The 25862-nt window shown below is 68.2% G+C and carries 25 protein-coding genes; 11 read left to right on the forward strand and 14 right to left on the reverse strand.

Annotated elements, in window-relative coordinates:
* Positions 1-110: 110 nt before the first annotated feature.
* Entirely contained in the window at positions 111-1142 is a 1032-nt protein-coding gene (gene arsB, locus EJ913_RS17000; RefSeq protein WP_211098978.1) for an ACR3 family arsenite efflux transporter, read from the forward strand.
* Positions 1135-1896, forward strand: coding sequence for an arsenical resistance protein ArsH (gene arsH, locus EJ913_RS17005; protein WP_126999984.1), 762 nt, complete (start codon positions 1135-1137; stop codon positions 1894-1896). The genes arsB and arsH overlap by 8 nt, the downstream gene beginning before the upstream one ends.
* A 65-nt stretch (positions 1897-1961) precedes the next feature.
* Here the strand turns inward: arsH and EJ913_RS17010 are convergent, their stop codons facing one another.
* The 3 genes from EJ913_RS17010 to EJ913_RS33170 form a co-directional block, all read right to left on the reverse strand.
* Entirely contained in the window at positions 1962-2540 is a 579-nt protein-coding gene (locus tag EJ913_RS17010; RefSeq protein ID WP_126999986.1) for a recombinase family protein, read from the reverse strand.
* A gap of 192 nt (positions 2541-2732) precedes the next feature.
* Positions 2733-2897, reverse strand: coding sequence for a hypothetical protein (locus EJ913_RS31690; RefSeq protein ID WP_185909815.1), 165 nt, complete (start codon positions 2895-2897; stop codon positions 2733-2735).
* A 147-nt stretch (positions 2898-3044) separates the two neighbouring features.
* Positions 3045-4517: a carbohydrate-binding domain-containing protein gene (locus EJ913_RS33170; RefSeq protein ID WP_338019036.1), complete on the reverse strand. Its 1473-nt coding sequence runs from the start codon at positions 4515-4517 to the stop codon at positions 3045-3047.
* Between the two features lie 214 nt (positions 4518-4731).
* On the opposite strand from EJ913_RS33170, the gene EJ913_RS17020 reads away from it, so the two are divergent.
* The 4 genes from EJ913_RS17020 (at position 4732) to EJ913_RS17035 (ending at position 11121) form a co-directional block, all read left to right on the forward strand.
* A complete protein-coding gene (locus EJ913_RS17020; protein WP_126999988.1) occupies positions 4732-5739 on the forward strand; it encodes a M23 family metallopeptidase in 1008 nt (335 codons plus the stop codon).
* Between the two features lie 163 nt (positions 5740-5902).
* Complete coding sequence (locus EJ913_RS17025) at positions 5903-8512, forward strand: right-handed parallel beta-helix repeat-containing protein (protein ID WP_126999990.1); 2610 nt, start codon at positions 5903-5905, stop codon at positions 8510-8512.
* A 93-nt stretch (positions 8513-8605) separates the two neighbouring features.
* On the forward strand, positions 8606-9628 hold the full coding sequence (locus EJ913_RS17030; protein WP_244939390.1) for a lysylphosphatidylglycerol synthase transmembrane domain-containing protein: 1023 nt from the start codon (positions 8606-8608) through the stop codon (positions 9626-9628).
* Complete coding sequence (locus EJ913_RS17035) at positions 9625-11121, forward strand: glycosyltransferase (protein WP_126999994.1); 1497 nt, start codon at positions 9625-9627, stop codon at positions 11119-11121. Before EJ913_RS17030 ends, EJ913_RS17035 begins: the two co-directional genes overlap by 4 nt.
* A gap of 100 nt (positions 11122-11221) precedes the next feature.
* Here the strand turns inward: EJ913_RS17035 and EJ913_RS33045 are convergent, their stop codons facing one another.
* The 6 genes from EJ913_RS33045 to EJ913_RS17065 form a co-directional block, all read right to left on the reverse strand.
* Positions 11222-12424, reverse strand: coding sequence for a M10 family metallopeptidase C-terminal domain-containing protein (locus EJ913_RS33045; RefSeq protein ID WP_126999996.1), 1203 nt, complete (start codon positions 12422-12424; stop codon positions 11222-11224).
* 354 nt (positions 12425-12778) lie between these two features.
* Positions 12779-14062: a nucleotide sugar dehydrogenase gene (locus tag EJ913_RS17045; RefSeq protein ID WP_126999998.1), complete on the reverse strand. Its 1284-nt coding sequence runs from the start codon at positions 14060-14062 to the stop codon at positions 12779-12781.
* Positions 14063-14179: 117 nt separating this feature from the next.
* Positions 14180-14386: a hypothetical protein gene (locus tag EJ913_RS17050; RefSeq protein ID WP_127000000.1), complete on the reverse strand. Its 207-nt coding sequence runs from the start codon at positions 14384-14386 to the stop codon at positions 14180-14182.
* A 60-nt stretch (positions 14387-14446) separates the two neighbouring features.
* Positions 14447-14656, reverse strand: coding sequence for a hypothetical protein (locus tag EJ913_RS17055; protein ID WP_127000002.1), 210 nt, complete (start codon positions 14654-14656; stop codon positions 14447-14449).
* A 198-nt stretch (positions 14657-14854) separates the two neighbouring features.
* On the reverse strand, positions 14855-15115 hold the full coding sequence (locus EJ913_RS17060; RefSeq protein ID WP_127000004.1) for a hypothetical protein: 261 nt from the start codon (positions 15113-15115) through the stop codon (positions 14855-14857).
* Positions 15112-15729 (reverse strand): NUDIX hydrolase, encoded by a 618-nt coding sequence (locus EJ913_RS17065; RefSeq protein WP_127000006.1) that lies wholly within the window; start codon positions 15727-15729, stop codon positions 15112-15114. The genes EJ913_RS17060 and EJ913_RS17065 overlap by 4 nt, the downstream gene beginning before the upstream one ends.
* Positions 15730-15874: 145 nt before the next feature.
* Between EJ913_RS17065 and EJ913_RS17070 the strand changes: the two genes are divergently transcribed.
* Positions 15875-17029: an exo-alpha-sialidase gene (locus EJ913_RS17070; protein ID WP_127000008.1), complete on the forward strand. Its 1155-nt coding sequence runs from the start codon at positions 15875-15877 to the stop codon at positions 17027-17029.
* Positions 17030-17104: 75 nt separating this feature from the next.
* Positions 17105-18253, forward strand: a complete 1149-nt coding sequence (locus tag EJ913_RS17075; RefSeq protein ID WP_127000010.1) for an aromatic ring-hydroxylating oxygenase subunit alpha — start codon at positions 17105-17107, stop codon at positions 18251-18253.
* A 21-nt stretch (positions 18254-18274) separates the two neighbouring features.
* Here EJ913_RS17075 and EJ913_RS17080 read toward each other — a convergent pair whose 3' ends face one another.
* Genes EJ913_RS17080 through EJ913_RS17095 form a run of 4 tightly spaced genes read right to left on the reverse strand, consistent with a single transcriptional unit; the run spans position 18275 to position 21275 of the window.
* Positions 18275-18835, reverse strand: a complete 561-nt coding sequence (locus EJ913_RS17080; RefSeq protein WP_127000012.1) for a GNAT family N-acetyltransferase — start codon at positions 18833-18835, stop codon at positions 18275-18277.
* Positions 18832-19821: an RHO alpha subunit C-terminal catalytic domain-containing protein gene (locus EJ913_RS17085; protein WP_127000014.1), complete on the reverse strand. Its 990-nt coding sequence runs from the start codon at positions 19819-19821 to the stop codon at positions 18832-18834. Before EJ913_RS17085 ends, EJ913_RS17080 begins: the two co-directional genes overlap by 4 nt.
* On the reverse strand, positions 19818-20471 hold the full coding sequence (locus EJ913_RS17090) for a Rieske 2Fe-2S domain-containing protein (RefSeq protein ID WP_127000016.1): 654 nt from the start codon (positions 20469-20471) through the stop codon (positions 19818-19820). The genes EJ913_RS17085 and EJ913_RS17090 overlap by 4 nt, the downstream gene beginning before the upstream one ends.
* A gap of 27 nt (positions 20472-20498) precedes the next feature.
* Complete coding sequence (locus EJ913_RS17095; protein ID WP_127000018.1) at positions 20499-21275, reverse strand: SDR family NAD(P)-dependent oxidoreductase; 777 nt, start codon at positions 21273-21275, stop codon at positions 20499-20501.
* Between the two features lie 171 nt (positions 21276-21446).
* On the opposite strand from EJ913_RS17095, the gene EJ913_RS17100 reads away from it, so the two are divergent.
* Complete coding sequence (locus EJ913_RS17100) at positions 21447-22541, forward strand: 3-oxoacyl-ACP synthase III family protein (protein WP_127000020.1); 1095 nt, start codon at positions 21447-21449, stop codon at positions 22539-22541.
* An 83-nt stretch (positions 22542-22624) separates the two neighbouring features.
* Here EJ913_RS17100 and EJ913_RS31430 read toward each other — a convergent pair whose 3' ends face one another.
* Positions 22625-22876, reverse strand: coding sequence for a hypothetical protein (locus tag EJ913_RS31430; RefSeq protein WP_148125277.1), 252 nt, complete (start codon positions 22874-22876; stop codon positions 22625-22627).
* Between the two features lie 17 nt (positions 22877-22893).
* Between EJ913_RS31430 and EJ913_RS17105 the strand changes: the two genes are divergently transcribed.
* Positions 22894-24177 (forward strand): glycosyltransferase family 4 protein, encoded by a 1284-nt coding sequence (locus tag EJ913_RS17105; protein WP_127000022.1) that lies wholly within the window; start codon positions 22894-22896, stop codon positions 24175-24177.
* The gene (locus tag EJ913_RS31695) at positions 24174-25841 is read left to right on the forward strand and encodes a polysaccharide deacetylase family protein (RefSeq protein ID WP_185909816.1); all 1668 of its coding nucleotides are present in this window, start codon (positions 24174-24176) and stop codon (positions 25839-25841) included. Before EJ913_RS17105 ends, EJ913_RS31695 begins: the two co-directional genes overlap by 4 nt.
* Positions 25842-25862 lie beyond the last annotated feature (21 nt).

The following is a 25862-nucleotide window of genomic DNA, read 5'->3' on the forward strand; positions in this document are numbered from 1 at the left end:
AAAACGGCGAGCAGGTCGTCGACGCCGCCGGACGCCGCATCGGCAAAGCCTTCTTACGGACACGCATCATGACCGCTGACATCCAGGCCACCCCGGCGGCCCGCCCCGCCATGGGCCTGTTCGAGCGTTACCTCAGCGTTTGGGTGGCGCTCTGCATCGTCGCCGGCATCGCGCTCGGCCATCTGGTACCCGGCCTGTTCCATGCCATCGCCGCGGCCGAGGTCGCCAAGGTCAACCTGCCGGTGGCGGTGCTGATCTGGCTGATGATCGTGCCGATGCTGCTGAAGATCGAGCTCGGCGCGCTGGGGCAGGTCAAGGAGCATTGGCGCGGAGTCGGGGTGACGCTGTTCATCAACTGGGCGGTCAAGCCCTTCTCGATGGCGCTGCTGGGTACGCTGTTCATCGGAAACCTGTTTGCCCCGCTGCTGCCGCAGGACCAGATTTCCTCCTACATCGCCGGCCTGATCCTACTGGCGGCGGCGCCCTGCACCGCCATGGTCTTCGTCTGGTCGAACCTGTGCGATGGCGAGCCGCACTACACGCTGAGCCAAGTGGCGTTGAACGACATCATCATGGTCTTCGCCTTCGCGCCGCTCGTCGGGCTGCTGCTGGGCGTTGCGTCGATCACCGTGCCGTGGGACACGCTGCTGCTGTCGGTTCTGCTCTACATCGTCATCCCCGTGGTCGGTGCCCAGCTCTGGCGCCGCAGCCTGCTGGCGACCGGCGGCGAGCCGGCGCTGAAGCGGACGCTGGACCTGATCCAGCCGGTCTCGCTGCTGGCGCTGCTGACCACGCTGGTGCTGCTGTTCGGCTTCCAGGGCGAGCAGATCCTGGCCCAGCCGCTGGTCATCCTACTGCTGGCTGTGCCGATCCTGATCCAGGTCTATTTCAACGCCGGGCTGGCCTACTGGCTGTCGCGCCGTTTCGGGGTGGCATGGTGCGTGGCGGCGCCGGCGGCACTGATCGGCGCCTCCAACTTCTTCGAACTGGCGGTTGCCGCCGCCATCAGTCTGTTCGGTTTGGGCTCCGGGGCGGCGCTCGCCACCGTGGTCGGCGTGCTGGTCGAGGTGCCGGTGATGCTGTCGGTGGTGAAGATCGTCAAGGCGACCAAGCCCTGGTACGAGGGACGCACCCATGCATGATATCGAGACGACCGGACGCGACTCCTTGCCGAGCGTGGACGAGCCTTATTTCGACGTGCCTGACCTCGACAGGCTGACACCGGAGCGGCCGTCGACCCACCCGCCGCGCATCCTGCTGCTCTACGGGTCGCTGCGAGAACGCTCCTACAGCCGCCTCCTGGCCGAGGAAGCCGCCCGGCTGCTCCAGCGCCTGGGAGCGGAGACGCGCATTTTCGACCCGCGCGACCTGCCGCTGCCGGACAGCGTGCCGGCCGACCATCCCAAGGTGGCGGAACTGCGCGCCCTGTCGCAATGGTCGGAAGGCCAAGTATGGGTCAGCCCGGAGCGGCACGGCACCATCACCGGCATCCTGAAATGCCAGATCGACTGGCTGCCGCTGGAAAGCGGCGGTGTCCGGCCGACGCAAGGGCGGACGCTGGCGGTGATGCAGGTCTCCGGCGGCTCGCAATCCTTCAACGCGGTCAACACGATGCGGGTGCTGGGCCGCTGGATGCGGATGGTGACCATCCCGAACCAGTCGTCGGTGGCCAAGGCGTTCCAGGAGTTTGACGAGGCCGGGCGGATGAAGCCGTCGCCCTATTACGACCGCGTGGTGGACGTGATGGAGGAGCTGGTGAAATTCACCCTGTTGGTGCGCGACCACAGCGACTACCTGACCGATCGCTACAGCGAGCGCCGCGAGGCCGGGCAGAAGACCGCAACCGAGGCGCAGGCCCTGGCCGCCGCTGCGATGAGCGGTGAGAAGACAGCATGACGGCATTTCGGCAGGGGCGGGTCGAAGATCGACTAGCAAAGGAACGGAAGCCGACATAGGCCCGGTTAGGGACCTGAGCCAGCATCCTCGGGGGGATGGAGTGCAAAGGCCCGGTACAGCGTCGATGCGTGGACGTTGAGAATCCGGGCTGCCTCCCGGGGAGATCGCCCTTCATCGACCAGGCGCCGAGCGAGAGCGATCTGGTCGGCGGTCAACTTCGGCGGCCGGCCGAACCGCACGCCGCGTGCTCTGGCCGCCACGCGGCCCATGCCGGTCCGCTCGGCGATCAGGGAGCGCTCGAACTCGCCGATGCCGGCGAACACGGTCAGGACCATCCGGCCGGCCGGCGAGGTGGTGTCGGCCCATGGCTCCGCCAGCGACCGGAGACCCGCACTGGCTCCCTGGAGCTGCTCCGCAATATCGAGAAGATCACGGGTTGACCGGGCCAGCCTGTCGAGGCGCGTGACCGTCACAACGTCATCGGCCCGGAGCTGGTCGATCAGCCGGGCAAGCTGTGGCCGGTCGCGCTTTGCCCCGGAGGCCTTCTCCTCATAGATCCGGCGACAGCCGGCCGCCTGTAGGGACGCCCGCTGCTGCGAAAGCTCCTGGTCGTCAGTGGAGACGCGCGCATAGCCGATGAGCATGGTGCATCCGTCGCAAAAGCCATCGCAAAACTCTTTCCTTTTGCGATAGATTTTCGCAACATCAAAAGCTCTAGGGATCCAGTCCGGTACCGACCTGTCGCGAAACTTAGAAGTTTTGCGAGGAACGAAGCCGTCGCAGGAACGTTACATATCCCATGTTCTCAGGCCGTTCTCAGATCCCGGACAATCTGATCACTTTCGTGTAGTGACCCCTCCTACGGCGCGCGGGAGGGCGCAGGCGATGGTATCCGGGAAGTTCTCGTCGTAGTCGAAGCGGGTACCGCCGTGTGGGGCTTCACGGAGGACGCCCGCACGCCGATTTTTGTAGGTGACGATCCCGTAGCGCAGCGCGGCCATGGTCTGGTTTTCCGTACCATGAGGAGAGTATCTCCTCATTTCGGTGCAGAAAACCGTATCATGGATTCGAGTGCTACGGAAAACCGTAGCGACTTCAATCGAGATCAAAGAGCCGGTACGGGAAAGCGTACCGACATTTTATCCGGTTCAGGCCACCAGATCGTGGTGGGCGGCCGAGGGGTCGAAGAGCAGGCCGTCATGGGCGGCGTATTGCGCGTGGACGGCGGCGATCCCGGACCAGTCGGCGGCGGAGTCGGTGGAGGCGTGACCGGCGACGGCGTGGCTCCACACGCTGTCGGCGGCTTGAAGCTCCGCCGTCTGGAGGGCGGCGGCCTGGGTGCCGAACAGGCTCTTGTCGGCGTGGACGGCCAACGTGCCGTTCCACCACAGGTTCGACTGGCCGGCGACCACGTCCTTGCCGTCGAAGGCGCCCTTGTCGTAGGTCACCGCGCTGTCGGTGGCGGCGTAGCTGTGGCCGTTCACCGTCACCGTGCCGACCGTCAGGTTGCGGTCCTGGCCGTTGATGTAGGCGTCGTTGTCGTAGCGGATCTGCACCGTGTGGTCGGTGCCGGCGGTCAGCTCGGTGGCGAAGCTGTAATTCTTCGCGGCGGTGCCGACGGTCGCTTCGCCGATCGTCTTGCCGTCCACCAGCACGGTGAAGTGGGCGTTCACACCGCCCGCCATCGTGCCCTTGGCGTTGACCACGATGGTCGAGGCGGCGGTGGTCGGGGCCGGAATGGCGGAGACCGGCGTGACGGGGGCCGGGGCGACCGGCGTGGCCGCGACCGTGGTGGTCTCGGTCGTGGGCGCGGTGTAGAGCTGGGCGATCTTGGCGAGCAGGGCCGGGGTGTTCAGGTCGGTGTAGCCGGTGGTGCCGATGGCGGTGCCGGTCTGCCGCGCCAGCGACAGGAACTCGTCCTGGGTCAGGGCGCTGCCGCGCAGCTGGATCGCCTCCTGCTGGGCGAGCGCCACGGCGGCGGTCACCGTCGGGGTCGAGAAGGAGGAGCCGTTGACCGTCAGCGTCCGTCCGGTCAGGTCGGTCAGCGCGACGGCGGTGCCGTCAGCGCAGAGGTCGGTGATCCCGGCGTTGCGCTGCGACCAGCCCGGCAGGGCGCCGTCCCCGGTCGAGGCCGAGACGCAGATCACGTTGTGGTCGGCGGCGTAGTAGGACACGTCGGTCGCCGTGCCGTTCTGCCCGGCGTTGCCGGCGGCGGCCGAGACCAGAACGCGTTGCGCCGCGAGGCTGGCCAGCTCGTCGGACAGGATGGTGGTGGTCTCCGCCGGGGCGGATCCGCCGGCCAGCGACAGGTTGACCCCGACGATGTTGTAGGCCGAGGCGTTGGCGGCGACCCATTGCAGGGCCTGCTCGATGGTGGCGCCCTCGGCCGAGTTGGAGCCGTCCGGCATCACCTTCAGCGCAATGATCCCGACGTCGGGGGCCTGGGACAGGATCCTCGAGGTGACCAGGGCGCCGTGGGCGTCGGCGTTGGGGTTGCGCGCGTCGGCGTCGCCGTTGGCGAAGTCGTACTGGTAGACCAGCCGTCCGACGTTCCAGCTGGACGACCAGCCGCTGTCGATGACGGCGATCGTTCCGCCGGCCCCGGTGTAGGTGCTCGCCATGGTCCTCGCCCTTCGTATTAACCCTGTTCGTATCGGGCGCAGTATCGCCGGATGGGTGTGGCCTTCGGATGATAAGGAAGGAACGACGAGCGGGCGCCGCGCGGAAAATCAGGCGCACCCGCGCGGGGGTCCCTTTGGCGGCGGAGCCGTTCCGGTGCTCTTTTCCGTTCCGTCCTGTTGCTTTTGAAGGAGAAACGGCGTGTCGAGGTCGAGGATGGCGTTGTCCTTTCTGTTTCGCTGGGGCGCGGTGTTCCTGCCCTTCGCGGCGTTGCCGGCCGGGGCGAGGGCGGAGCCGCCCTCGCTCCAGGTGCCGGTGCGCTGCCGGATCGGCGCGGAGTGCGTCGTCCAGAACTACGTCGACCGCGATCCGGGGCCGGGCGCGCGGGACTTCGCCGACGGCCGGCTGACCTATGACGGGCACAAGGGGACCGATTTCCGGGTGCCGGATCTGGGGGCGATGCGGCGCGGCGTGGCCGTGGTCGCCGCCGCCCCCGGGGTGGTCGCGCGCGTCCGCGACGGGGAGGAGGACGTCAGCATCCGGCAGAGCGGCGGGGCGAAGCCCGGCCGCGAGGCCGGCAACGCCGTCGTCGTCGATCATGGCGACGGCTGGGAGACGCAGTACAGCCACCTGCGGCGCGGCAGCCTGGCGGTCAAGCCTGGCGACCGGGTGGACGCGGGCGCGCCGCTGGGCGAGATCGGCCTGTCCGGCAACACCGAGTTCCCCCACGTCGATTTCTCCGTTCGCCACGACGGGCGGGTGGTCGATCCCTTCGTGGGTGAGGAGGCAGCCAAAGGCTCGCCGGAAGCGGAGGGGCTGTGGAGCCCGCAGGCCCGCGAGGTCCTGGCCTACCGGCCGAGCGGCCTGCTCAACGCCGGTTTCGCGGCGGAACCGCCCAAGGCGGAGAAGGCGCGCGACGGGGCCTATGAAGCCGAACGCCTGCCGGCCGACACCCCTGCGCTCGGCGTCTGGGCGGAGTTCTTCGGCGGCCGGGAGGGTGACCGCATGTCCCTCCAGGTGACCGGGCCGGATGGCCGGCGGCTGTACGCCAGTAACGGCGTCGTGCCCAAGCCGCTCGCCGTGCTGTTCGTCGGCGCCACCGTTCCCAAGCCGGCTCAGGCCTCGCCTCAATCCTGGCCCCCCGGCTCCTACCGGGTGACCGTGACCTTGTCGCACGGCAAGGATGTTGTCGTCCGTGAAGAGCGCAGCGTCGAGTTGCGGTGAGCCTTATTTCCGGAAGCCACAAGTGACAAATCTCCCCTGTAACCTTTTGTCATGAAAAGAACACGCGCAGTCTTGGTGAAAGTGATGACCCGAAAGGGGTAAGGCTATCCGTTATTAAGGTTTATGCCGTGTGATTGCCCCAATACGGGCAAGGCATCCGGCAATGACAGACAGCGCATCTCAGGCTTTCTTCGTCGCGACCAACGGCAACGATTCGTGGTCGGGGCGTCTGGCGGCTCCCAACGCGGAGGGGACCGACGGCCCCTTCGCCACGCTGGACCGCGCCCAGAGCGCCATGCGGGCGACCGGGGTGCGCGACACCTACGTGCGTGGCGGCACCTACGCGCTCGACCACACGGTCACGCTGACCGGGGCCGACAACGGCGTGCGGATCATGGCCTATCCGGGGGAAACCCCGGTGCTGAGCGGCGGCCAGCGGGTCACCGGCTTCACCGACCTCGGCGGCGGGCTCTACGCCGCGCCGGTCGCGTCGGCGACCGGGCTCGACCTCAGCATCGGCGGGGTGCGCCAGAAGGTGGCGCAGAGCGGCGACTGGAATGCCGGGGACGCCAAGTCCGGCTGGTCCTTCCTGGAGGCGGCTGCCACCGGGGCCAGCAAGACCAGCTTGCGCTACACCGCCGGCGACGCGTCGGTCCCGGCCTCGGTGCAGGCCGGCACCGTGATCCAGACCTTCGACACCGAGCATCTCGCCGACAACATCGTCGGCGTCGCCGGCATCGACACGGCGAGCCGCACCATCAGCTTCACCCAGGGCGTCCAATACGCCCTGCGCACCGGCGGCACCTTCCGGCTGCTGAACGACGACGCCTTTCTGCGCGACGCCGGGGAATTCGCGTGGCGCGCCGAGGACGGCCGGCTGGTCGTGAAGCCGCAGGACGCGGCGGCGCTGCTGTCGCAGGGCGCCGTGGTGTCGCGGCTCGGCACGCTGGTGGCGCTGAACGGGGCCAGCGGGGTGACACTCCAGGGGCTGACCTTCTCGGACACGGTCTATGACGGGTCGGCGCTGACCCTGACCAACGCGGCCGACAACAGCGTCGCTGGTAACCGCTTCGTCAACGTCGGGACGGCGATGACGCTGACCGGCTCGCCGCGCAACACCATCGAGGCCAACCGGCTGGAGCATCTGGGCGCCAGCGGCATCAAGGTCGGCTACGGCAGCAACGCCAACCTGATCTCCGGCAACAGCATCTCCGACATCGGCGAGGTGCTGAAAGGCGTCGCCGGGGTGTCGGTCTACGGGTCCAACGACACGCGGATCACCGGCAACGACATCCGCAACAGCCCGCGCTACGGCGTGTCGCTCAAGAACTGGGACTCCGCCACCGTCAACACCGGCACCGTCGTCGAGTACAACCGCATCTGGAACACGATGCTGGAGACCGCCGACGGCGGCGCCATCGAGATGCTGGGGCGGTCCAACGTCGACACCCGCACGGTCATCCAGGGCAACGACATCCGCAACGTCGGCGGTCTGGCGAGCAACGCGTCGGGCTGGCTCGAACGCTACAAGAGCTTCGGCGTCTACCTCGACGACATGGCCAACGGCGTCACCGTCAAGGACAACTTCATCCAGAACACCGGCTGGGCCAGCGTCTTCGTCCATGGCGGGGATTCCAACCGGGTCACCAACAACGTCGCCGTGCTGTCGAACCCGCGCGAGCGCTTCATCCGCCTGGAATGGAGCCCCAACGCCGGCACCATTGGGCTGCTGGCCGACAACAGCGTGACCGGGAACGTGATCGCCTCCTCCACCGGGGTGGATTACTGGGAGTTCTGGACCCCCGGCTCCTACAGCGTCACCGGCAATCTCGTGCAGGGGACGCGCGTCTTCAACAGCGGGGACGCCGTCGGCAGCGGGCTGTTCGTCAACGCGGCGGCCGGCGACTACCGGCTGAGTTCCAGCGCGGCGGCGTCGCTCGGCATCCACGACCTGGACTGGGCGCGGATCGGCACCGCCGCCGCGACGGTGCCGGGCATCCCGGCGCCGTCGATCGTCGCGTCGGGCGGGACGGGCGGGGTGGCCGGTGGAAGCGCCACCCCCACCGCCGCCGCCTCCGTCGCGGCGGCGGCGGTCTTCGTGCCGCTGGCCTACATCGCGTCCTACACCGACCTGTCGGCGGCCTTCGGCGCCAACGCGGCGGCGGGGCTGGCGCATTACATCGCGAACGGGCAAGCGGAGGGCCGCACGGTGACCTTCAACCCGCTGGCCTATACGGCCTCCTACCTCGACCTGTCCTCGGCCTTCGGCACCGATCCGGCGAGCGCGGCGGCGCATTACATCACCAGCGGCCGGGCCGAGGGCCGGACGGTGACCTTCGACCCGCTGGCCTACGCGGCCTCTTACGCCGACCTCGGCGCCGCCTTCGGCACCGACCAGACGAGCGCTGCCGCGCATTACATCGCGAGCGGTCGGGCCGAGGGCCGCAAAGTGACCTTCGACCCGCTGGCCTATGTCGCGGCCAACCCCGACCTCGCCGCCGCCTTCGGCACCAACCGGACGGCGGCGGAGACGCATTACCTCACCAACGGCCGGGCGGAGAACCGGAGCACCGTCTTCAACGCGACGGCCTATCTGGCCGCCAACCCGGACGTGGCCGCCGCGACCGGTGGCGACCTGGGCGCGGCCATGCGGCACTACGCCCTGATGGGCCGGCTGGAAGGACGGGCGTTGAGCGTGCCGGTGGCGTCGTCCAAGTCGGCTGACGTGCTGGCGTCCGCCGGGCTGCTCGCCGCCGCCTCCGGCGGGAGGTAGGGAAAGAGCCAGGGATGACAGGACGGGCCTGAGCGGCTACAACGGCGCGTTCGGCGCCGCGTTCACGCGGCGCTCATGCTTTGCGCAGGGATGATGCCCCAGGCCCTTCTCGACCCTCCCTTCACCCGCTCGGACGCGGTGCCGGACACGGCCCCCGCCCGGCGTTGGCCCACCCTGGTGAAGCTGGCGGTGACGGTCGCGATCCTCGGGCTGCTGGCCGCCGGGGCCGACTGGGCGGCCATCGCCGCGCGGCTGGCCGCCGCCGATCCCTGGCTGCTGGCCGCCGGCGTCGCGGTCAAGGCGTTCACCCTGCCGCTGGCCGCCCTGCGGTGGCGGGCCGTGGGTCGGGCCGCCGGCTTCTCCATGAGCCGGTGGATGTCCTTCCGGATCCAGATGGCGAGCGGCTTCGTCGGCCAGATCCTGCCAGGATCGCTCGGCGCCGATCTGCTGCGCGGCTGGTTCACTTGGCGGCTCGGCCATCCGGCGGGGGCGGTGACGTTGACCCTGCTGGTCGACCGGCTGCTGGCGCTGCTGGGCGTCGTGCTGATCGGGCTGGCCGGCTTGCCGCGTCTGGTCGCCGTGGCGCCCCCCGCTGTCGCCTGGAGCGTGCTGGGCGCCGCCCTGGTTCTGGGCGCCGGCGTCGCGGCGCTGCTGGTCGCCGCCCGCCTGCCGCGCGAGCGGCTTCCCCTGCCGGCACGCCTGCGCGACGGAAAGCCGGTGCGGGCGCTCTGGGGGGCGGTCGCGGAACTGCGCGCCATGGCGCTCCGCCCCGCCGCCTGGATGGCGCTGCTCCACGCCGTCGGCGTCCACCTCGCCACCATCGCCACGACCGTCCTGTTCGCTCGGGCCTTCGGCCTGCCGCTCGGCTGGCTCGACGGGCTGGCCATCGTGCCGGCCGCCATCGTCGCGTCGGCCCTGCCCGTCTCCTTCGGCGGCTGGGGCGTGCGCGAGGGGGCGATGGTCGCCGGCTTCGTGCTGCTCGGCTTCGACGCCGGCGCGGCGCTCCTCGTCTCGGTGATGATCGGGCTGTCGATCGCCGTCCTGACGCTTCCCGGCGGAGTCTTCTGGCTGCTGCTGCGGAGCGAAACCTCTTCCCTGCCGGATTCCTCCCGATGACCGACTCCACCCCGACCACGCTCGACCGGACCGCCGCGGAGGCCGCGCCCCGCCCCTTGTCTTTCCGGCAGGAGCGCATCCGTGCCTTGTTCGACCGTGTGGCGACGAAGCGCGAGCGCTGGGCCGGACACAACCGCGATTTCCACGACGCCGATTGCGCCTATCTGCGCTTCCTGGTGCCCGAAGGCGCCACGGTGCTGGAGATCGGCTGCGGGCTGGGCGACACGCTGGCGGCGCTGAAGCCGGCGCGCGGCGTCGGCATCGACCTCAGCCCGGCGACGGTGGCCGGGGCGAAGGCCCGCCACCCGCATCTGGAGTTCCACGCCGGCAACGCCGAGGACCCGGCGGATCTCGACGCCATCGAGGGGCCGTTCAGCCACATCGTGCTGTCGGGCACCATCGGCTTCCTCGACGACATCGAGGACACGCTGCGCCTGCTGCGCCGCTTCGCCACGCCCAAGACCCGGATCGTCGTCAGCTACCATTCCCGCGCCTGGGAGCCGATCCTGTGGGCGGCGGAAAAGCTGGGCCTTCGCCTGCCGCAGGGCCAGCAGAACTGGCTGTCCACCACCGACATCGTCAACCTGCTGGATCTGGCCGGCTGGGAGCCGGTGCGCCGCGAGTGGCGCCAGCTGGTGCCCAAGCGCCTGCTGGGGCTGGGGACGCTGGTCAACCGCTACCTCGCGCCGCTGCCGGGCATCCGCCGGCTGTGCCTGCGCAGCTACGTGGTCGCCCGCCCGCAGCCGGACGGCGCCGTGACGGTGGAGGGTAGGCCGCCCTCGGTCACCATCCTGATCCCCTGCCGCAACGAGCGCGGCAACATCGAGAACGCCATCCGCCGCTTGGCTCCCTTCGCCCCCGACATCGAGGTGATCTACTGCGAGGGCCACAGCCAGGACGGCACCTTCGAGGAGTGCGAGCGGGTCCGCGACGCCTACCCCGACTGGGACATCAAGGTCATGCGCCAGCCCGGCAAGGGCAAGGGCGACGCGGTGCGCGCCGGCTTCGCGGCGGCACGCGGCGACATCCTGATCATCCTCGACGCCGATTTGACGGTGCCGCCGGAGACGATGGGGAAGTTCTACCAAGCCATGGTGTCCGGCCGGGGCGAGTTCGTGAACGGCACCCGGCTGGTCTACCCGATGGCGGCCGAGGCGATGCGCTTCCTGAACTTCCTGGCCAACCGGGCCTTCGCGCGCATCTTCTCTTACCTGCTGAACCAGCGCTTCACCGACACGCTGTGCGGCACCAAGGTGCTGTGGCGCAAGGATTACGAGGAGATCGTGGCGAACCGCCACTACTTCGGCGATTTCGACCCGTTCGGCGACTTCGACCTGATCTTCGGCGCTGCCAAGCAGAACTTGAAGATCGTCGAGGTCCCGGTGCGCTACGCCGACCGCAGCTATGGGGAAACGCAGATCTCGCGCTTCACCCATGGCTGGCTGCTGGCCCGCATGGTGGTCTTCGCCTGGAAGAAGCTGAAGGCGTTCTGATGCCGGTCGCCTTGGCGATCGGCCTGCGCCCGCGCTCTCCCGGAGTTGTGGCCTCGCCAAGCGTCCGGGGCGTTGCAAACCTCCGTGTGCGAGGGGGCGCTCAGAAGATGAAATCCAATGCGGACACGCCCGATACGCTCTTCAGGCTGATGCCGGAGCTGTAGTAGTTCACCTCGCCCTGGCTGTTGTAGGACGCTCCCCAAAGAATGTTGGTTTCGATCACGCCATTGTAGAGCCGTGTTTCAAGCGTAAGACTTCCACCACCTTGGAAGCGGATTTCCGTTTCGGTCGAGGCGGACGCGACGGCGCCCCCGAAGCTTTCGGAAAGGTCGATCTTGTCGATGCCCGACTGGAAATCCAGGATCGCTTCGTCGGTGCGCGGGGTGCCTGGATACAGGGGGCGCGCCGGACTGTCGCCCCTTTCGTACAGGAACACGTCGGCTCCATCGCCGCCGATGAGCACGTCGGCGCCCAGCCCGCCGATCAAGGTGTCGTTTCCCGCTCCACCGATCAGCGTGTCGTTGCCATAGCCGCCCCGCAGCGTGTCGTTGCCGCTGCCGCCGGTCAACGTGTCGTTCCCTGCGGCACCGAGCAGGCTGATGTTGCGCTGGGCCATGCTTCCATCGATCGCACGGCCCAGATAGTGGGCTTCACGCTGCTCGCGCACACCGGCCAATGCGTAATGCTGCAGCCCCGACTGGAAGGAGCCGCTCTGGACAGCCGCCGCCACGTCCGGGTGCCGCCGAAGGTAGTCCGCCTCGTCGAAGGCGGTGCCGCTGGCGTTGCGTCCTTCGGCCTTGCCCCACAGGTCGTAATGCGCCTTGCCCGATGGCAGCGCACCGGAAAAAACCGCGGCTGCAACATCGGGGTTCTTGGCAAGATACCCATCTTCGCTGAACGCTTTGGCTGACGGCAGACGTCCCTGGAAATTTCCCTCCGTGAGAAAATTCTGGGTAAAATACAGCGCTGGGGTGTCTCTGGTCAAAAGATCGGGATTTTCCACTTTGTAATAGGCGGCGTCGAAATAGCCGTATGGCGAGGATAGCCGGCCTTCATCCTTGCCCAGGGTGGTGTAGTGCTGATAGCCGGTCTGGTAGACGCCGGCCCGCACCGCTGCCGCGACGTCCGGGTTGGCGGCAAGATAGCTGACCTCGTTGTATTCCAAAGTGCCGCTGCCCCAGCGCCCTTCGGCCGCACCGATGCGGAGATAATGGTCGAGGCCACTGTTGACGAGCCCGTCTTGGACGGCGTTGGCTGCATCCCGATACATGGCCAGATAGAACTGCTCGTCGAAAGCCGCCATCGCTATCCCCCCCCGACAGATCGGACGTTGCACCGGTTGTCCCCGCAGGGATGGTTCTGTTATTAAACCACAGGTTGCTTTTTGAAGGCCAGCTATGCTTTCTGGCGCCCGCCGAAATCATCTCGGGTCAAGAGCGGGGAAGCCGCCGCTCCAGCCGAGTGGCTTTTCGGACGCTTGGCTCATGCGTGAAAATGCTGGACGGTGCGCCCGTCCTGCCCGCATTCAAGAGGGCGGACAGGGCCGGGGCGGGGCGCATCGACCGTAAGCCGCAAGAGACCGACACCGCGGGAGCGATGCGGCCGGCGGCGGTTTTCGACAACGGGATGGTTGCCCGGACGTGAGTTCCGGTGGCCTTTACAGCCGCCACAGCCGGACGCCGTCCGGCGTCGCCGCGCGGTCCAGGCAGGCGCGGACGTCCACCGCCAGCCCGCGCCCGTCCTTCAGCAACCCGGTGATCAGCGGCCAGCCGCCGCGCCGGAACTCGTCGTGGGCGACGGCCAGGATCACCGCGTCGGCGGGGGCCAGGGCGTCGGCCGGAGCCAGTTCCAGACCGTATTCGTGGCGGCAGGCCTCGGCGTCGGCGTGGGGGTCGTGGACCGCCACCGCGATGCCGAAGCTCTCCAACTCGCGCACCACGTCGATGACGCGGGTGTTGCGGATGTCGGGGACGTTCTCCTTGAAGGTCAGGCCGAGCACGGTCACCCGCAGGTCGCGCCCACCCTCCTTCAGCAGAATCTTCACCGTTTCCCGCGCGATGCGGGACCCCATCGAATCGTTGATGCGCCGCCCGGACAGGATGACCTCCGGGTGGTGGCCGACCTGCTGGGCGCGGTGGGTCAGGTAATAGGGATCGACGCCGATGCAGTGCCCGCCGACCAGACCTGGGAAGAAGCGCAGGAAGTTCCACTTCGTCCCGGCGGCGGCCAGCACGTCCTGGGTATCGACGCCCAGCTTGTGCAGGATGACCGACAGCTCGTTCATCAGCGCGATGTTCAGGTCGCGCTGGGTGTTCTCCAGCACCTTGGCGGCCTCGGCCACGGCGATGGAGGGCGCGCGGTGGACGCCCGCCTTGACGACGCTGCCGTAGACCGCCGCGACCGTGTCCAGCGTCGCCGCGTCGGAGCCGGAGACCACCTTCACGATGGTCTCGAAGCGGTGCTCGCGGTCGCCGGGGTTGATGCGCTCGGGCGAGAAGCCGACGCCGAAATCGGCGCCGAAGCGCAGGCCGGACTCGCGCTCCAGGATGGGCACGCACTCGCGCTCGGTGGCGCCGGGGTAGACGGTGGATTCGTAGACAACGATGTCGCCGCGCTTGAGCTGGCGCCCGACGCTGCGGGTCGCCGACAGGAGCGGCCCCAGATCCGGCAGCTTGGCGTCGTCGATCGGGGTCGGCACGGCGACGATGTGGAAATCGGCCCCGGCCAGAGCCGCCGGGTCGGCGGTGAAGTTCAGCCCGGCTTCGGCGAGTTTGTCGGGTTCGACCTCCCCGGTGCGGTCGCGGCCTTCGCGCAGCTCGGCGATGCGGCCGGCGTCGATGTCGAAGGCGACCACGGAGGCTCCGGCGCGGCCGAAGGCGACGGCGACCGGGAGGCCGACATAGCCGAGACCGATGACGGAAATCCGGCGGGGGTGGGTCATGATGGAGGTCACGGTCGATTCAGTGGAGACGGCGTGGCGGGAGATTCCCCGCCCGGACGCACAAACTCAACACGAATCTTCCGGAAGGCGCGGCTTATCGGTGGCCGGCCGGGGCGATCAGGCGGCGGCGCTCATCATTGGGGCGAAGGCGAGGTAGGTGTCGCGCTGCTCAGTGAGGTTGGCGAGCAGGTCGGTCAGGCTGTCGCGCAGGAAGGCGTCGTCCGTCGCGGCCAGCTTGCCCTGCACCACGGCGATGAACCCGTCGAGCACGTCCAGGTGAAGGGCGGCGGCGCTGACGATCTCGGAGGCGATGGCGGTCTTCATGATCTGGGGCTTCCTGTGCGTGGCGGGCGTTGACCGAAGGAGCGGCGGCGGCGGAAAGGATCAGGCGGCGGTCGCCATCGGGACGGCGAAGGCCATGTAGCTGTCGCGCTGCTCGGTCAGGTTGGCGAGCAGGTCGGTCAGGCTGTCGCGGGCGAAGGCGTTGTCGGTCGCGGCCAGCTTGCCCTGCACGATGCCGACGAACTGGTCGAGGATGTCCAGGTGCAGGGTGGCGGCGCTGAAGATCTCGGAGGAGAAAGCGGTCTTCGTCATGGTCGTCATCCCTGCGTTTCAAGTGAAGACCGGTGCGGTCTCGATGAACTCATTGAGCCATCCGGCCAGTTAACGAGGAGTTAACATCGCCTTTTGGTCCTAGGTCCATTGGTGATTACCACCTTCATGAAAGTTAGGTGAGAAAGTATTTCTTGGAAGGGTTACCTCTTTCGGATTTTCGAGAAGCGATGCTTCCGGTCAGGACTGGCTCAGCATGCAGGTGCGGTCGTTCGGCATCGGCAGGACCATCGGTTTGCCGTCGGGTCCCTTGCCCACAACCTCGCGCCCGCCGGCCGGCTTGTCCCGGATGTCCGGATCGGTGATGCGGCCGGACACGCTCCACTGGCGCGTCGCCGGGTCCTGGCAGCGGAGTTCGTAGCTGCCCTTCATCGGCTCGGCGGTGGCGGATCCGGCCGCGAGCAGGGCGGCCAGAAGGAAGGCGGCGGCGATGCGGGTCATGCGGGGTCTCCCAGTGCGTTGGTGGGGGCGGTGGCAAGGGTGGTGGGCGGCTGGGCGACGGCGCGGGCGATCTCGGTCTGCCAGACCATGCTGACCAGCGCGATCTGGGTCAGCAGATGCATCTCGCCCCGGCCGATCCCGGCGAGCAGCTCGTCGTGGGTCAGGTGCAGGATTTCGGTGTCCTCCAGGTCGTCGGACAGCGGCTCGGCGACGCGGCGGCAGCCGGTGGCGTGGAACATGTGCGACACCGCCCCGCCCTGGTTGGCGTTCACCATGTAGCCGCCGAGGTCGGTCCAGGCTTCCGCCTCCATCCCGGTCTCCTCCAGCAGTTCCCGCTTGGCGGCGTCCAGCGGATCCTCGCCGGGCGACAGGTGGCCGCCGGGAAAGACCAGCCCGACGCGGCGTGTCCCGTGCCGATACTGCCGGTAGACGACGATCCGGCCGTCCTCGGTCTCGGCGAAGACGCAGGCGAAGGACGGCATGTCGAGTTGGTAGTAATCGTCGATCCGCCGGCCGTCGGGCAGTTCCACCGTCTCGACCCGCAGCTTCAGGAACGGGTCAGCGTCGACCAGGTCGCGGCTGTCGAGCACGGTCCAGGGGCGGTGTCGCGTCATGCGCGGTCCTTATCGGGCGTGGTTGCGGGACGCCCGAGACCTAACCGGAGCGGCCGGCCCGGCACAAGCCCCCGGACGGAGAGGGCGCTTGGCAAGGCCGCTCCGGGTCTGCAAGGCTGTGGCGGTGATTAGGAAGGGTTTGGCCATGGCCTCCGCGCCGGACATCGAGCATCGGGTTCTCTACCGCGACCCGCATTTCTACGCCTCCTTCCCCTCGGTGGCGATGCGGGGCGACGGGACGACGCTGCTCGCCTTCCGGCGCGCCCGCGACCACCGCTGGCTGCGCGGCGAGGCCTACCGGCGCAGCGAGGACGGCTTCAACCACGTCGACCATCTCGACGCACGCTCGCAGACCGTGTTGCTGGCGCTGGGTCCCGACGGACTCCCGCAAGGCGAACCGTGGACCGTTCCGCCCGACCCCCAGGCGGCCGACCAGGACGCCAGCCTGCTGGTGCTGCGCGACGGGCGCATCCTGCTGGCCGGCTTCTGCTGGTATCCGGTGCCGGCGGAGGACGGGCAGGCGCTGCGCGACCTCGGGCTGGGGCTGGTGGGCAGCCCGCTGAAGACGGGGGACCTCTACCTGTTCTGGGGCGGCTACACCCGCCACAGCGACGACGGCGGGCGGAGCTGGTCGCCGCACCGCTTCCTGCCCGCCCTGCCCGGCCACCCCGACCTCGTGCCCGGACAGCGCCCCTTCCACGGCGGCGCGGTGCGCGGCCGGGCGGTGGAGGCGCCCGACGGCACGCTCCTGCTGACCGGCTACACCCATCACCCGGTCACAGGCGTCTACGCCAGCCACCTCTTCGCCTCGGCCGACCGGGGGGAGAGCTGGCAGCACCGCTCCGTCATCGCCTTCGATCCGGAGGGCGAGGCGGGGTTCTGCGAGACGGCGCTGCATCTCGACGCCGGGGGAGGATTGACCGCCTTCCACCGCACCACCGGACTGGAGGATTCCCTGGCGACCTCGCGCTCCACCGATCTGGGGCGGAGTTGGGAGCCGTGGCGGCGCCACGCCGTGGTCGGGCACCCCTACGACGCCTGCCCGCTGCCGGACGGCCGGCTGCTGGTCTGCCGGGGCTACCGGCACAAGCCCTACGGCATCCGGGCGCGCGTCTACGACCCGCTGACCCAGGCCATCGACGACGCGCCGGAGATCATTGTTCGCGACGATGGGCCGGCGCCAGACCTTGGCTACCCCTGGGCCGGCGTGCTGCCGGACGGCCGGGCGATGATCACCTGCTACATCGCCGATTCCCTGGGCGTGCGCGGCATCGAGGCCAGCCTGTTCGCGCCGGGCTGAGGGCGGCATGCGGTCGCATCCGGGACGGGCGCTGCGCCCTGGACCGCCCGCCGCGCCGCCGCTACCCTGCCCGCCATGGACAACTCCCCCCGCGCGCCGGGCTTCGCGCCCGCCAAGGCCGTCCCCGGCATTCCCCCGGCCGCTTACCACGACCCGGAGGTCTTCCGGACGGAGGAGGAGCGCCTCTTCCGCCGCTGCTGGGTCTTCGCCGGCTTCACCGACGACCTTGTCCACCACAACGACTACCTGACCCGGCGGATCGGCGGGCTGGACGTGGTCGTGCAGAATTTCGACGGGGAGCTGCGGGCCTTCCGCAACGTCTGCACCCACCGCTTCGCCATCCTGAAGCGGGAGGCGCGCGGCAACGGGATGCTGCGCTGCGGCTATCACGGCTGGACCTACGACCGCGACGGCGTGCCCTACGGCATCCCCGGCAACGAGGCGCAGTTCAGCCTCGACAAGGCGGCCCGCTGCGTGCGGGCGCTGACCCCGGTGGCGGTGGCGACCTGCGGGCGCTTCGTCTTCCTGCGGGTGGCGGCGGACGGCCCGCTGCTGGAGGACTGGCTGGGCGTCTACGCCGAGGTCCTGCGCCACGCTTCGGAGGTCTTCGTCCGCTCCTTCGACGAGCGGGAGGCGGTGTGGGAGGCCAACTGGAAGATGGGCGTGGAGAGCGTGCTGGAGGTCTACCACGCCGACATGGTCCACCCGACCACCTTCCGCAAGCTGGTCAAGGGCGACTGGCGCTGCGACTACGATGGGGATGCACGTGGAGCCGGGCCGCATTCGCGCGGCGTCACCTCCGTCTCGGACAAGAGCGCCCGCTGGTGGGACGGGGTCTCGCAAAGGCTGGGCTTCCGCCCGAGCGGGTCCCTGCGCGAGTACGACCACCTGCACATCTTCCCCAACCTGGAGATCGGCTTCACCCGCGGCGCGGTGATGAGCGTGCAGACCTACGACCCGCTCGACCCGGCCCGCTGCGCGCTGCGCCTGCGGCTGTTCCTGGCCGATCCCGCCGGGCTGGAGGGTGTCGGCACGGCGGCGCGCCGGCTGATCGAGGATACCGCCCGCGACCTGAACGTCGCCCTGCTGCGCGAGGACCAGGAGGAGTCGGAGCAGGCCTTCCGGGGCGTGCGGCAGGTCGATTTCCCGGCGATGCTTGGGCTTGGCGAGGAGCGCATCCAGCATTTCCACACGGTCTGGCGCGACGCGATGGAAAGGGCCTGACCCGTCCGGTCCGGCGGTGAATCACTCCCAGACCCGTCCGTCCATGTCCTCGTAAATCCGGAAGCGCCCGCGCGTGGCGCGCCAGTCCTCGGCCAGCATCTCGAAGATGTGCAGGTCGATCTCCTGCCCGCCTTTCACCACCTGCCGGGCCAGCACGCCGACCGGACGGTAGCCGATCAACGGCTGGCCCTTCAGCAGGCGCGGGCTGTTGGTGCCCAGGATGTGGTTGACCACCTTGCGCAGGCCCATCGCGTAGAAGACGTGGTTCAACATGTAGGCGAAATTCAGCGGCGCCGCCCCCGTCCGCCCGGCCCGTTCGCCCATCAGCACGCCCAGCGTGGCGATCCCCCAGGCGGGGTCGGTCACGGTGATCGAGACGTGGCCCGCCGGCGCCCCGTCGACGCAGAGGATGCGGTGAACGTAATCGTCGCGCGCCTCGCAGCGGCGCAGCCACGCCTTCTGGCGCTCCACGTCGTAGGGGACCTCGGACAGCATCTGGCCGGCGATGTCGGGCCGGGTGCGCCAGTCGAGCAGGAGCTGGGCGTGCTCCTCGGTCGGGACGATGAAACTGAGGCCGCTCACCCGCAAGGCTCCATCACGGGGGACTCGGCCAACTGCGCCAGAATCGCCACGTGGAAGTCCAGGATGCGCCGCTCCCGCCGGCCGTAGACGCCGTTGCCGAGGATGCCGGGTCGGCCCTGCTGCACCGCCTCGCAGACCGGGCGGTCCTCATTGATCACGCCCGTGGCCGACTCCAGCAGATAGGCGGCGGCCGAGCGGTGGAAGGCCCGCTCGCGCGGCGTCTCCAGCTGGGTCGTCGGCAGGAACAGCTGCCACCGCAGCACCGCCGCGTCGGGCGCCACCGGATCGACCCGGTGCGGGATGACCGTCGCGCCGTAGAACCCCGCCAGATAGAAGTTCGGGAAGATGAAGATGTGGCGGTAGGTCGCTTCCTCGGCGAATTTGGCGAGGCGCATCTTGGCGTCCAGCTTCGCCCACCAGCCGGCGGTGCCGTCGGCCAGCCGCCAGCATGAATCGCTGTTGGCGCCGAAGCGTTCGGTCTTCAGGTGGCTCTGCCAGTCCGGGTGGACGGCGGGATGGATCGTCTCCGGATGGACGGTGGAGCCGTGGAAGTCGTCCATCGTGTTTTCGATCAGCGCCTTCCAGTTGGCCTGGAAGGGGATGCCGACCGGCGGCTCGGGGTTCACGCAGTTGACCGACATGGTGGCGAGCCGTTCGGCGTAGGGGTGCAGATGCTCGGCGAGGGTCGGGCCGCCATCCTGCGCCACGCGGGCGAAGACCAGGGCGCCGCAGCGGTCGACCTCCAGCGGGCGGGCTTGGGCGCCGTCGAGGCAGACGCCCGACAGGCCGGCGGTGTCGCGCCGGACGGTGAAGCGAAGCCCGGCCATGTCGGCGGTCAGCTCGGCCGGCGAGGCGCTCGCGTCGAGCACGCCCATGTAGAGCCAGCAGCGGCCGAAGACGCGCTCGCGCTCCAGGGCGAGGCCCTCCTCGGTCCAGAAATGTTGGTGCGGCAGGAAGCCACCCGCTTCGGGGAAGAGCGCGGTCATGCGGGCCGCTCCGTGTCGGTGTGGGCAGGCAGGAAGTTTCCGGTCCGGGCGAAGCGTTCGGCCGCGCCGGGTGGCGGCAGGGCCTCCAGGCGCAGGGCTTGGCCGGGGCGCAAGGCGACGCGCAAATTGGCGGCCTCGAACCGCTCCCAAGCCTCGCCGGAGCCGTCGTCGAGACCGTCCCCGGTTTCCCCCGGTTCGCCGGACCGGGGGAAGTCCTCCGACAGAGCTGACAGCCGGGCGAACAGGCCGCTGCCCAGCTGCTCCTCCAGGCTTGGTCCCTCGGTCGCCACGCGGACGAAGACCAGCCGGCCGCAGCGCGCCAGCGAGGCCGGATTCAGCGCCAGCCGGCGGCGGCCCTCCGCGTTAAGCTGGAAGTCGGTCGGGTTGAAGGGCAGCCCCACTGGCACGCCCTCGGCGTCGAAGGTCCAGCCGTGGTAGGGGCAACGCAGCGGGCCGCAGCCGGACGGATCGTCGTGGATGACGGCGAAGCGGTGGGTGCAGACGTTGCGGAAGGCGACCACCCGTCCCTTCAGGTTCTGTGCCACCAGCGGCACGGCGCCGACGCGGGTGGTGACGAAGGCGTTGGGCACCGCGAGGTCGTCCTCGGTGCACAGGTAGAACCAGCGGGTGTCGGGCATGGCCTCGGTCATGGGTAGTCCGGTTCGGGGGGCGGGAGGTCAGGCGGTGCGTCCGCCGTCCACGGTGACGATGGACCCCGTCATCCAGCGGCTGGTGTCGGCGAGCAGATAGGCGATCATGTGGGCGATGTCGTCGGGGTGGCCGAAGCCCAGCGGCTGGAGCGTGCGTAGATGCTCGTACTGTTCGGCCGTCAGTTTCTGCTTGCCGCGCTCGATCAGCTCGGTCTCGACGATGGAGGGGACGACGCAGTTGACGCGGATGCCGTCGCCCAGCAACTCCACCGCCAGCCCCTTGGTGGCAGCGATGATGCCGCCCTTGCTGGCGGCGTAGACGACGTTGCCGGGCGAAGCCGCCGTGGCGGCGGTGGAGGAGATCAGCGCGATCGCCGCCCGCTCCGCGTGGCAGCCCTTCTGCCGCAGCCCGCGCGCGAGGGCGAGCGCGCTGCCCAGGTTGGCCCGCATCACCTCGTCGAAGAAAGCGGCGGAGAAGATGCGGATCGGCCGCAGGGTCTGGATGCCGGCGCAATGGGCGATGCCGTGCAGCGGCCCGTAGGCGGCGGCCTGCGCCTTCACCCAGCCGGGCACCGCCTCCAGATCCGACAGGTCGAAGGGGGCGGCCGCGTGGCCCTTCCCCGCCAGCAATCCGGCGGTCTCCTCCAGCCGTCCGGCGTCGCGGCCGTTCAGCAGGACCCGCGCCCCCAGCCGCGACAGCATCACCGCCGTCGCCCGGCCGATCCCGGCCGAAGCCCCGGTCACCAGCATCAGGCGGCCGGACAGGTCCATCGGGTTGTAGACGGCGGTCATGGGCGGCGTCATGGGCGGCGGAATCCGGTCACGTGGAGGATGGGCGACCTTAGCACAGGCGGTCTTTCCGTCACGGTATAGAGGGTTCGATATTTGCCGGTCGTTAGGGCATTTTGTCGTAGGCTGGCCTCCGGTTCCGACCAAGCTTCCTCTGGAAGCTCCAATACGTAAGGACATGATATCATGAAAGCGATCGTCGACGGTGTCCGGATCGCGGGCTTGCGCGCCGTGGTGCCGCCGCAGCGCCATTCCTTCGTCGAGGATCCCGGCATCTTCACGCCGGAGGAGGTGAGGAAACTGGCCGCGACCATCGGCGTCCACGAACGCCGCGTCCTGCCCCCGCCCTACTGCGCGTCGGACCTTTGCGTCGCGGCGGCCGAGGGGCTGATGGCCCAGCTCGACTGGGATCCGGCCAGCGTCGAGGTGCTGGTCTTCGTCTCGCAGGACGCCGACTACGTGCTGCCGGCGACCGCCTGCATCATGCAGAAGCGGCTCGGCCTGCCGACCAGCGCGGCGGCCTTCGACGTTCCGCTGGGGTGTTCCGGCTACGTCTACGGGCTGTGGATCGCGTCTCGGTTGCTGGGCGGCTCGACCGCCAAGCGCGCGCTGGTGCTGTGCGGCGACAACGCGACGCGCCACCTGCACCCGGAGGACCGCGCCACCCTGCCCCTGTTCGGCGACGCCGGCTCGGCGACCGCCCTGGAGGTCGATCCGGACGCCACGCCGATGCCGGTGGTGATCGGCACCGACGGCGCCGGCGCCCCCCACATCTTCGTGAAGGCCGGCGGCAAGCGGCATTCCCTGATCCCGCCGGTCGCATCCGCCGCCACCGCCCGCGACCCGGAGGCCGAGGCCCGGCTGGAGCGCGAGTCCCGCCTGACCCTGAACGGGGCGGAGGTCTTCGCCTTCACGCTGCGCGCTGTCCCGCCGCTGCTGCGCGAAACGCTGGAGCACGCCGGCACCGACGTCGACGGCATCGACTGGTTCGTCCTGCACCAGGCCAACGCCTTCATGCTGGAGCACCTGCGCAAGCGCGTGAAGGCGCCGGCCGGGAAGTTCGTGATCGACATGCAGGGCTTCGGCAACACCAGCTCCGCCTCCATCCCGCTGGCCATCTGCAACGGCCTGGGAGCCAGCGTGGCGACCGGCCGCCGCCGGACGCTGATGGCCGGCTTCGGGGTGGGGTGGTCCTGGGGCGCCATGGTGGCCGACATCGGGCCGATTCCGGAGCCTCGGGTGGTCGATCTGCCGGAGGGCTATCCGGTGCTGGTGGTGTGAAAGCCGTTCCGACGACTTGACTGAAGCGCCTCAACCGTCAACTGATTCGCGGTTTTCTGGCCGATGGTCCTTCAAAGCAAGGATCAAAACCGGTCTGGAGGCAAGCGCAGATCAAAGACTTCAGCCCGCCAGACCGGAGTTGCAATAGGAACTCCAGGCTTCTGCTGGAAAAAGAACCAAGGGGATAGTGGGAAAGGGTTGGATATGCAGGAAAGGTTGAACTTCCCGTCGATAAATCTGCCGTCTCTTTCAAAATGGTTCTCTATTTCCAAGATTAGGGCAAAAATCATATATTTTACTTGAAATCCGTGATGATAATTTTTAATGCTTTTCAAAAGAAGGCTCGTTCAGAATGCGCATTCTCATGGTCAGCATGGCCGATCGGGGAGGTGGAGCGGAAAGAATTGCGCTCCGGCTTACCGTCGGTTTGCAAAATGCAGGTCATGAAGCGGTGCTGGCTGTTGGTTTCAAGCATCTCGCTTATCCCTGGGTGCATCCTCTGTCGCGAGATCGCAACCAACCAGCCCGCAACCGGGATGCTCCGCCCCCTGCCGGCCCGGACGACCGCAAGTGGTCTCTGCGCGCCGGAGTTGAAGATTTTTTCTATCCTGGGAGCTGGGACCTGTTGGAGGCCATGGATGGGTGGCCGGATCTCGTCCATCTGCACAACCTCCACACCGGTTATTTCGACCTCCGCGTTCTTCCCTGGTTGAGCGCGCAGGTTCCCGTGGTGATGACCCTTCACGATTGTTGGTTGTTGAGCGGGCATTGCGCCCATCCGCTCGGCTGCGAACGGTGGCGTGGCGGATGCGGGGCCTGTCCTGATCTGTCGATCTATCCACCGCTCCTCCGGGACAACACGGCAAACAACTGGGCGCGCAAGCGTGAAATTCTGGCCTCCAGCCGTTTCTCCCTGATCGGACCATGCGACTGGCTGCGCAAGCGGGCGGAGGACAGCCTTCCGAAATCGTCTCTGCACGTCACCGCTACCGTTCCGAACGGCATCAACACCAGCGTCTTCCGGCCTGCCGATCAAGCGGCGGCACGCGCGCGCCTTGGGTTGCCCAAGGATGCCGCTATCGCGCTCTATGTCGCCAATGGCGGACTCGCCAACCCCTGGCGCGATCCAGAGAGCCTATGCCAAGCCATCATGGCCGCAGCGATCACCCTGGCGCCGCGTCGCCTCATCCTCCTCGTCGTCGGCGGCACGGCGGAGGGAGGGGGCTTTACCCCGCCGCAAGACATAGAGATCTGGCAGTGCGCCTTCACGGATGATGCCAGTCAGCTTCTGGATGCCTATCACGCGGCCGACCTGCTCGTGCATCCGGCATGGGCGGACAGCTTTCCGACCGTGGTCCTGGAGGCCATGGCCTGCGGGCTTCCGGTCGTCGCCACCGCCGTCGATGGGATTCCAGAACAGGTCATTGCCGGGGAAACTGGATTGCTCGTCCCGCCCGGTGAGGGCCTGAAGCTCGCGCAGGCCATCTTGACGGTGTTGCAGAATGACGCCATGCGGAGCCGGATGAGTGTGGCTGGGCGTCGCAGGGCATTGGAACATTTCGATGAGCGTGTGATGATCGACCGCTATCTTGCACTCTACGCCGATATTCTGGCCTCATCCGGAGGCAGCGCATGAATCGTGACCGCCGCTGGATCGAAATCCTGTCCGATGCCCTTGCGGACGGACGCCCCGTTAGCCGCGTCTTTGGTCTCGACCGGGGCCGCCCCATCGATCGCTATTACATAGAGAACTTCCTCAGCGTCCACGCGCCGGCAATCCGGGGTCGGGTGCTGGAGGTTGGAGACGCCACCTACACACGGCGTTATGGTGGCGAGCGGGTGACGCAGGCCGACGTTCTTCACGCCACGGGGGACGGGACCAAAGACGTCATTGTCAGCGATCTGGCCACCGGCGCCCTCGAAATCGCCTCCGAAACCTATGACTGCATCATCCTGACGCAGACCCTTCATTTCATCCATGATATGCGCGCCGCTTTGGAGGCGTTGCGGCGCATCCTCAAACCGGGCGGAACGCTGCTCGCCACAATGGCCGGCATCACGCAAATCAGCCGCTACGACATGGATCGCTGGGGAGACCAATGGCGATTGACCATCCGTAGCGCGCAGGAACTGTTCGACGCCGTCTTCATCGGGGACGGCGTGAGGATCGACCGTTTCGGCAATTCCGTTGCCGTCACGGCCTTCCTCAACGGCCTCGCCATCGAGGACATGCCTCCCGGCAGCCTCGATCCGATCGACCCCGATTATGAAGTTACGATCACCGCCGCCGTCACAAAGGCCCAACTGCCGCCAAAACCGCGCGCCGGCAACCCAGGGCGCGCGGTGGTCCTGATGTACCACCGCGTCGCCCTTCTGGAAAGCGACCCACAGCTCCTGGCGGTAAACCCGGAGCGTTTTCGCGAACACATGGCGGCGCTGCGCAGCATCGGCACTCCGGTCCCCCTATCCCGAATCGCCGATGGGCTGCGCACCGGCACCCTGCCCGAGCGGGCCATCGCCGTGACCTTCGATGACGGCTACGCAGACAACCTCCATGTCGCCAAACCTCTGCTGGTGGATGCCGAAATTCCGGCCACAGTGTTCGTTTCCACCGGGACGCTGGGAACGGCGGCGGAATATTGGTGGGATGAACTGGAGCGCCTCATCCTGCTGCCCGAGCACCTGCCGTCGACACTGCACCTGAAGATCGGCAACGGGATGATCGAAGCTGATCGGATTGGGACATCTCCACCGGAAAGAGGGGGATGGAATGTCCTGGATAAGGGCAGCCCGACGCCGCGGTCCGCACTCTACCGAAAGCTTCACGCCTGTCTCCTTGGCCTGAACGAGGCGGACGAAAGAATGCAGGCTCTTTTGGACCTTGCCCATTGGTCCGGTTGCCCTCTGCGTGGGCGTGACTCACACCGTCCGCTGGATGGTGACGGCGTACGCTCCCTGGCGAGGGAGGGTCTGATCGAAATCGGAGCGCACACCGTTTCTCACCTGAATCTCGGACGCCTTGGGCTTGCCAAACAGCGGGAAGAAATTCTGCGGAGCCAGAAACATTTGGCCAGTGTCGTCGGCCGCCCGATCCGCGCCTTTGCCTATCCTTTCGGAAATTCCGGCAGCTTCGATGCCGGTACCGTCGCCTTGCTGGATAAGCTCGGTTTCACCGCCGCCGTCACCACGCGTCCGGATCCGGTCCGGGACGGGGATCATCCTTTGCTGGTGCCCAGGCTGTGCGTCCGTGATTGGCCGACAGAGGAACTGGTCGCAAGAATTGCCGCATGGCTGGACTGACTGCGAGATTGTCATGAACGG

This window comes from Azospirillum doebereinerae (genome assembly GCF_003989665.1).
Classification (GTDB): domain Bacteria; phylum Pseudomonadota; class Alphaproteobacteria; order Azospirillales; family Azospirillaceae; genus Azospirillum; species Azospirillum doebereinerae.

Bases quoted from the DNA above. Each gene is read 5' to 3' on its own strand.
- EJ913_RS17085 (WP_127000014.1), bottom strand. From the start codon at position 19,821: ATGACCGCGCTCTTCCCCGAAGCGGGTGGCTTCCTGCCGCACCAACAT.
- EJ913_RS17045 (WP_126999998.1), bottom strand. From the start codon at position 14,062: ATGACCCACCCCCGCCGGATTTCCGTCATCGGTCTCGGCTATGTCGGC.
- EJ913_RS31690 (WP_185909815.1), bottom strand. From the start codon at position 2,897: ATGGCCGCGCTGCGCTACGGGATCGTCACCTACAAAAATCGGCGTGCG.
- EJ913_RS17055 (WP_127000002.1), bottom strand. From the start codon at position 14,656: ATGACGAAGACCGCTTTCTCCTCCGAGATCTTCAGCGCCGCCACCCTG.
- EJ913_RS33170 (WP_338019036.1), bottom strand. From the start codon at position 4,517: ATGGCGAGCACCTACACCGGGGCCGGCGGAACGATCGCCGTCATCGAC.
- EJ913_RS17030 (WP_244939390.1), top strand. From the start codon at position 8,606: ATGCCCCAGGCCCTTCTCGACCCTCCCTTCACCCGCTCGGACGCGGTG.
- EJ913_RS33045 (WP_126999996.1), bottom strand. From the start codon at position 12,424: ATGGCGGCTTTCGACGAGCAGTTCTATCTGGCCATGTATCGGGATGCA.
- EJ913_RS31695 (WP_185909816.1), top strand. From the start codon at position 24,174: ATGAATCGTGACCGCCGCTGGATCGAAATCCTGTCCGATGCCCTTGCG.
- EJ913_RS17095 (WP_127000018.1), bottom strand. From the start codon at position 21,275: ATGACGCCGCCCATGACCGCCGTCTACAACCCGATGGACCTGTCCGGC.
- EJ913_RS17075 (WP_127000010.1), top strand. From the start codon at position 17,105: ATGGACAACTCCCCCCGCGCGCCGGGCTTCGCGCCCGCCAAGGCCGTC.
- EJ913_RS17100 (WP_127000020.1), top strand. From the start codon at position 21,447: ATGAAAGCGATCGTCGACGGTGTCCGGATCGCGGGCTTGCGCGCCGTG.
- EJ913_RS17025 (WP_126999990.1), top strand. From the start codon at position 5,903: ATGACAGACAGCGCATCTCAGGCTTTCTTCGTCGCGACCAACGGCAAC.
- EJ913_RS17060 (WP_127000004.1), bottom strand. From the start codon at position 15,115: ATGACCCGCATCGCCGCCGCCTTCCTTCTGGCCGCCCTGCTCGCGGCC.
- EJ913_RS17105 (WP_127000022.1), top strand. From the start codon at position 22,894: ATGCGCATTCTCATGGTCAGCATGGCCGATCGGGGAGGTGGAGCGGAA.
- arsB (WP_211098978.1), top strand. From the start codon at position 111: ATGGGCCTGTTCGAGCGTTACCTCAGCGTTTGGGTGGCGCTCTGCATC.
- EJ913_RS17010 (WP_126999986.1), bottom strand. From the start codon at position 2,540: ATGCTCATCGGCTATGCGCGCGTCTCCACTGACGACCAGGAGCTTTCG.
- EJ913_RS17050 (WP_127000000.1), bottom strand. From the start codon at position 14,386: ATGAAGACCGCCATCGCCTCCGAGATCGTCAGCGCCGCCGCCCTTCAC.
- EJ913_RS17020 (WP_126999988.1), top strand. From the start codon at position 4,732: ATGGCGTTGTCCTTTCTGTTTCGCTGGGGCGCGGTGTTCCTGCCCTTC.
- EJ913_RS17065 (WP_127000006.1), bottom strand. From the start codon at position 15,729: ATGACGCGACACCGCCCCTGGACCGTGCTCGACAGCCGCGACCTGGTC.
- EJ913_RS17070 (WP_127000008.1), top strand. From the start codon at position 15,875: ATGGCCTCCGCGCCGGACATCGAGCATCGGGTTCTCTACCGCGACCCG.
- arsH (WP_126999984.1), top strand. From the start codon at position 1,135: ATGCATGATATCGAGACGACCGGACGCGACTCCTTGCCGAGCGTGGAC.
- EJ913_RS17035 (WP_126999994.1), top strand. From the start codon at position 9,625: ATGACCGACTCCACCCCGACCACGCTCGACCGGACCGCCGCGGAGGCC.
- EJ913_RS17090 (WP_127000016.1), bottom strand. From the start codon at position 20,471: ATGACCGAGGCCATGCCCGACACCCGCTGGTTCTACCTGTGCACCGAG.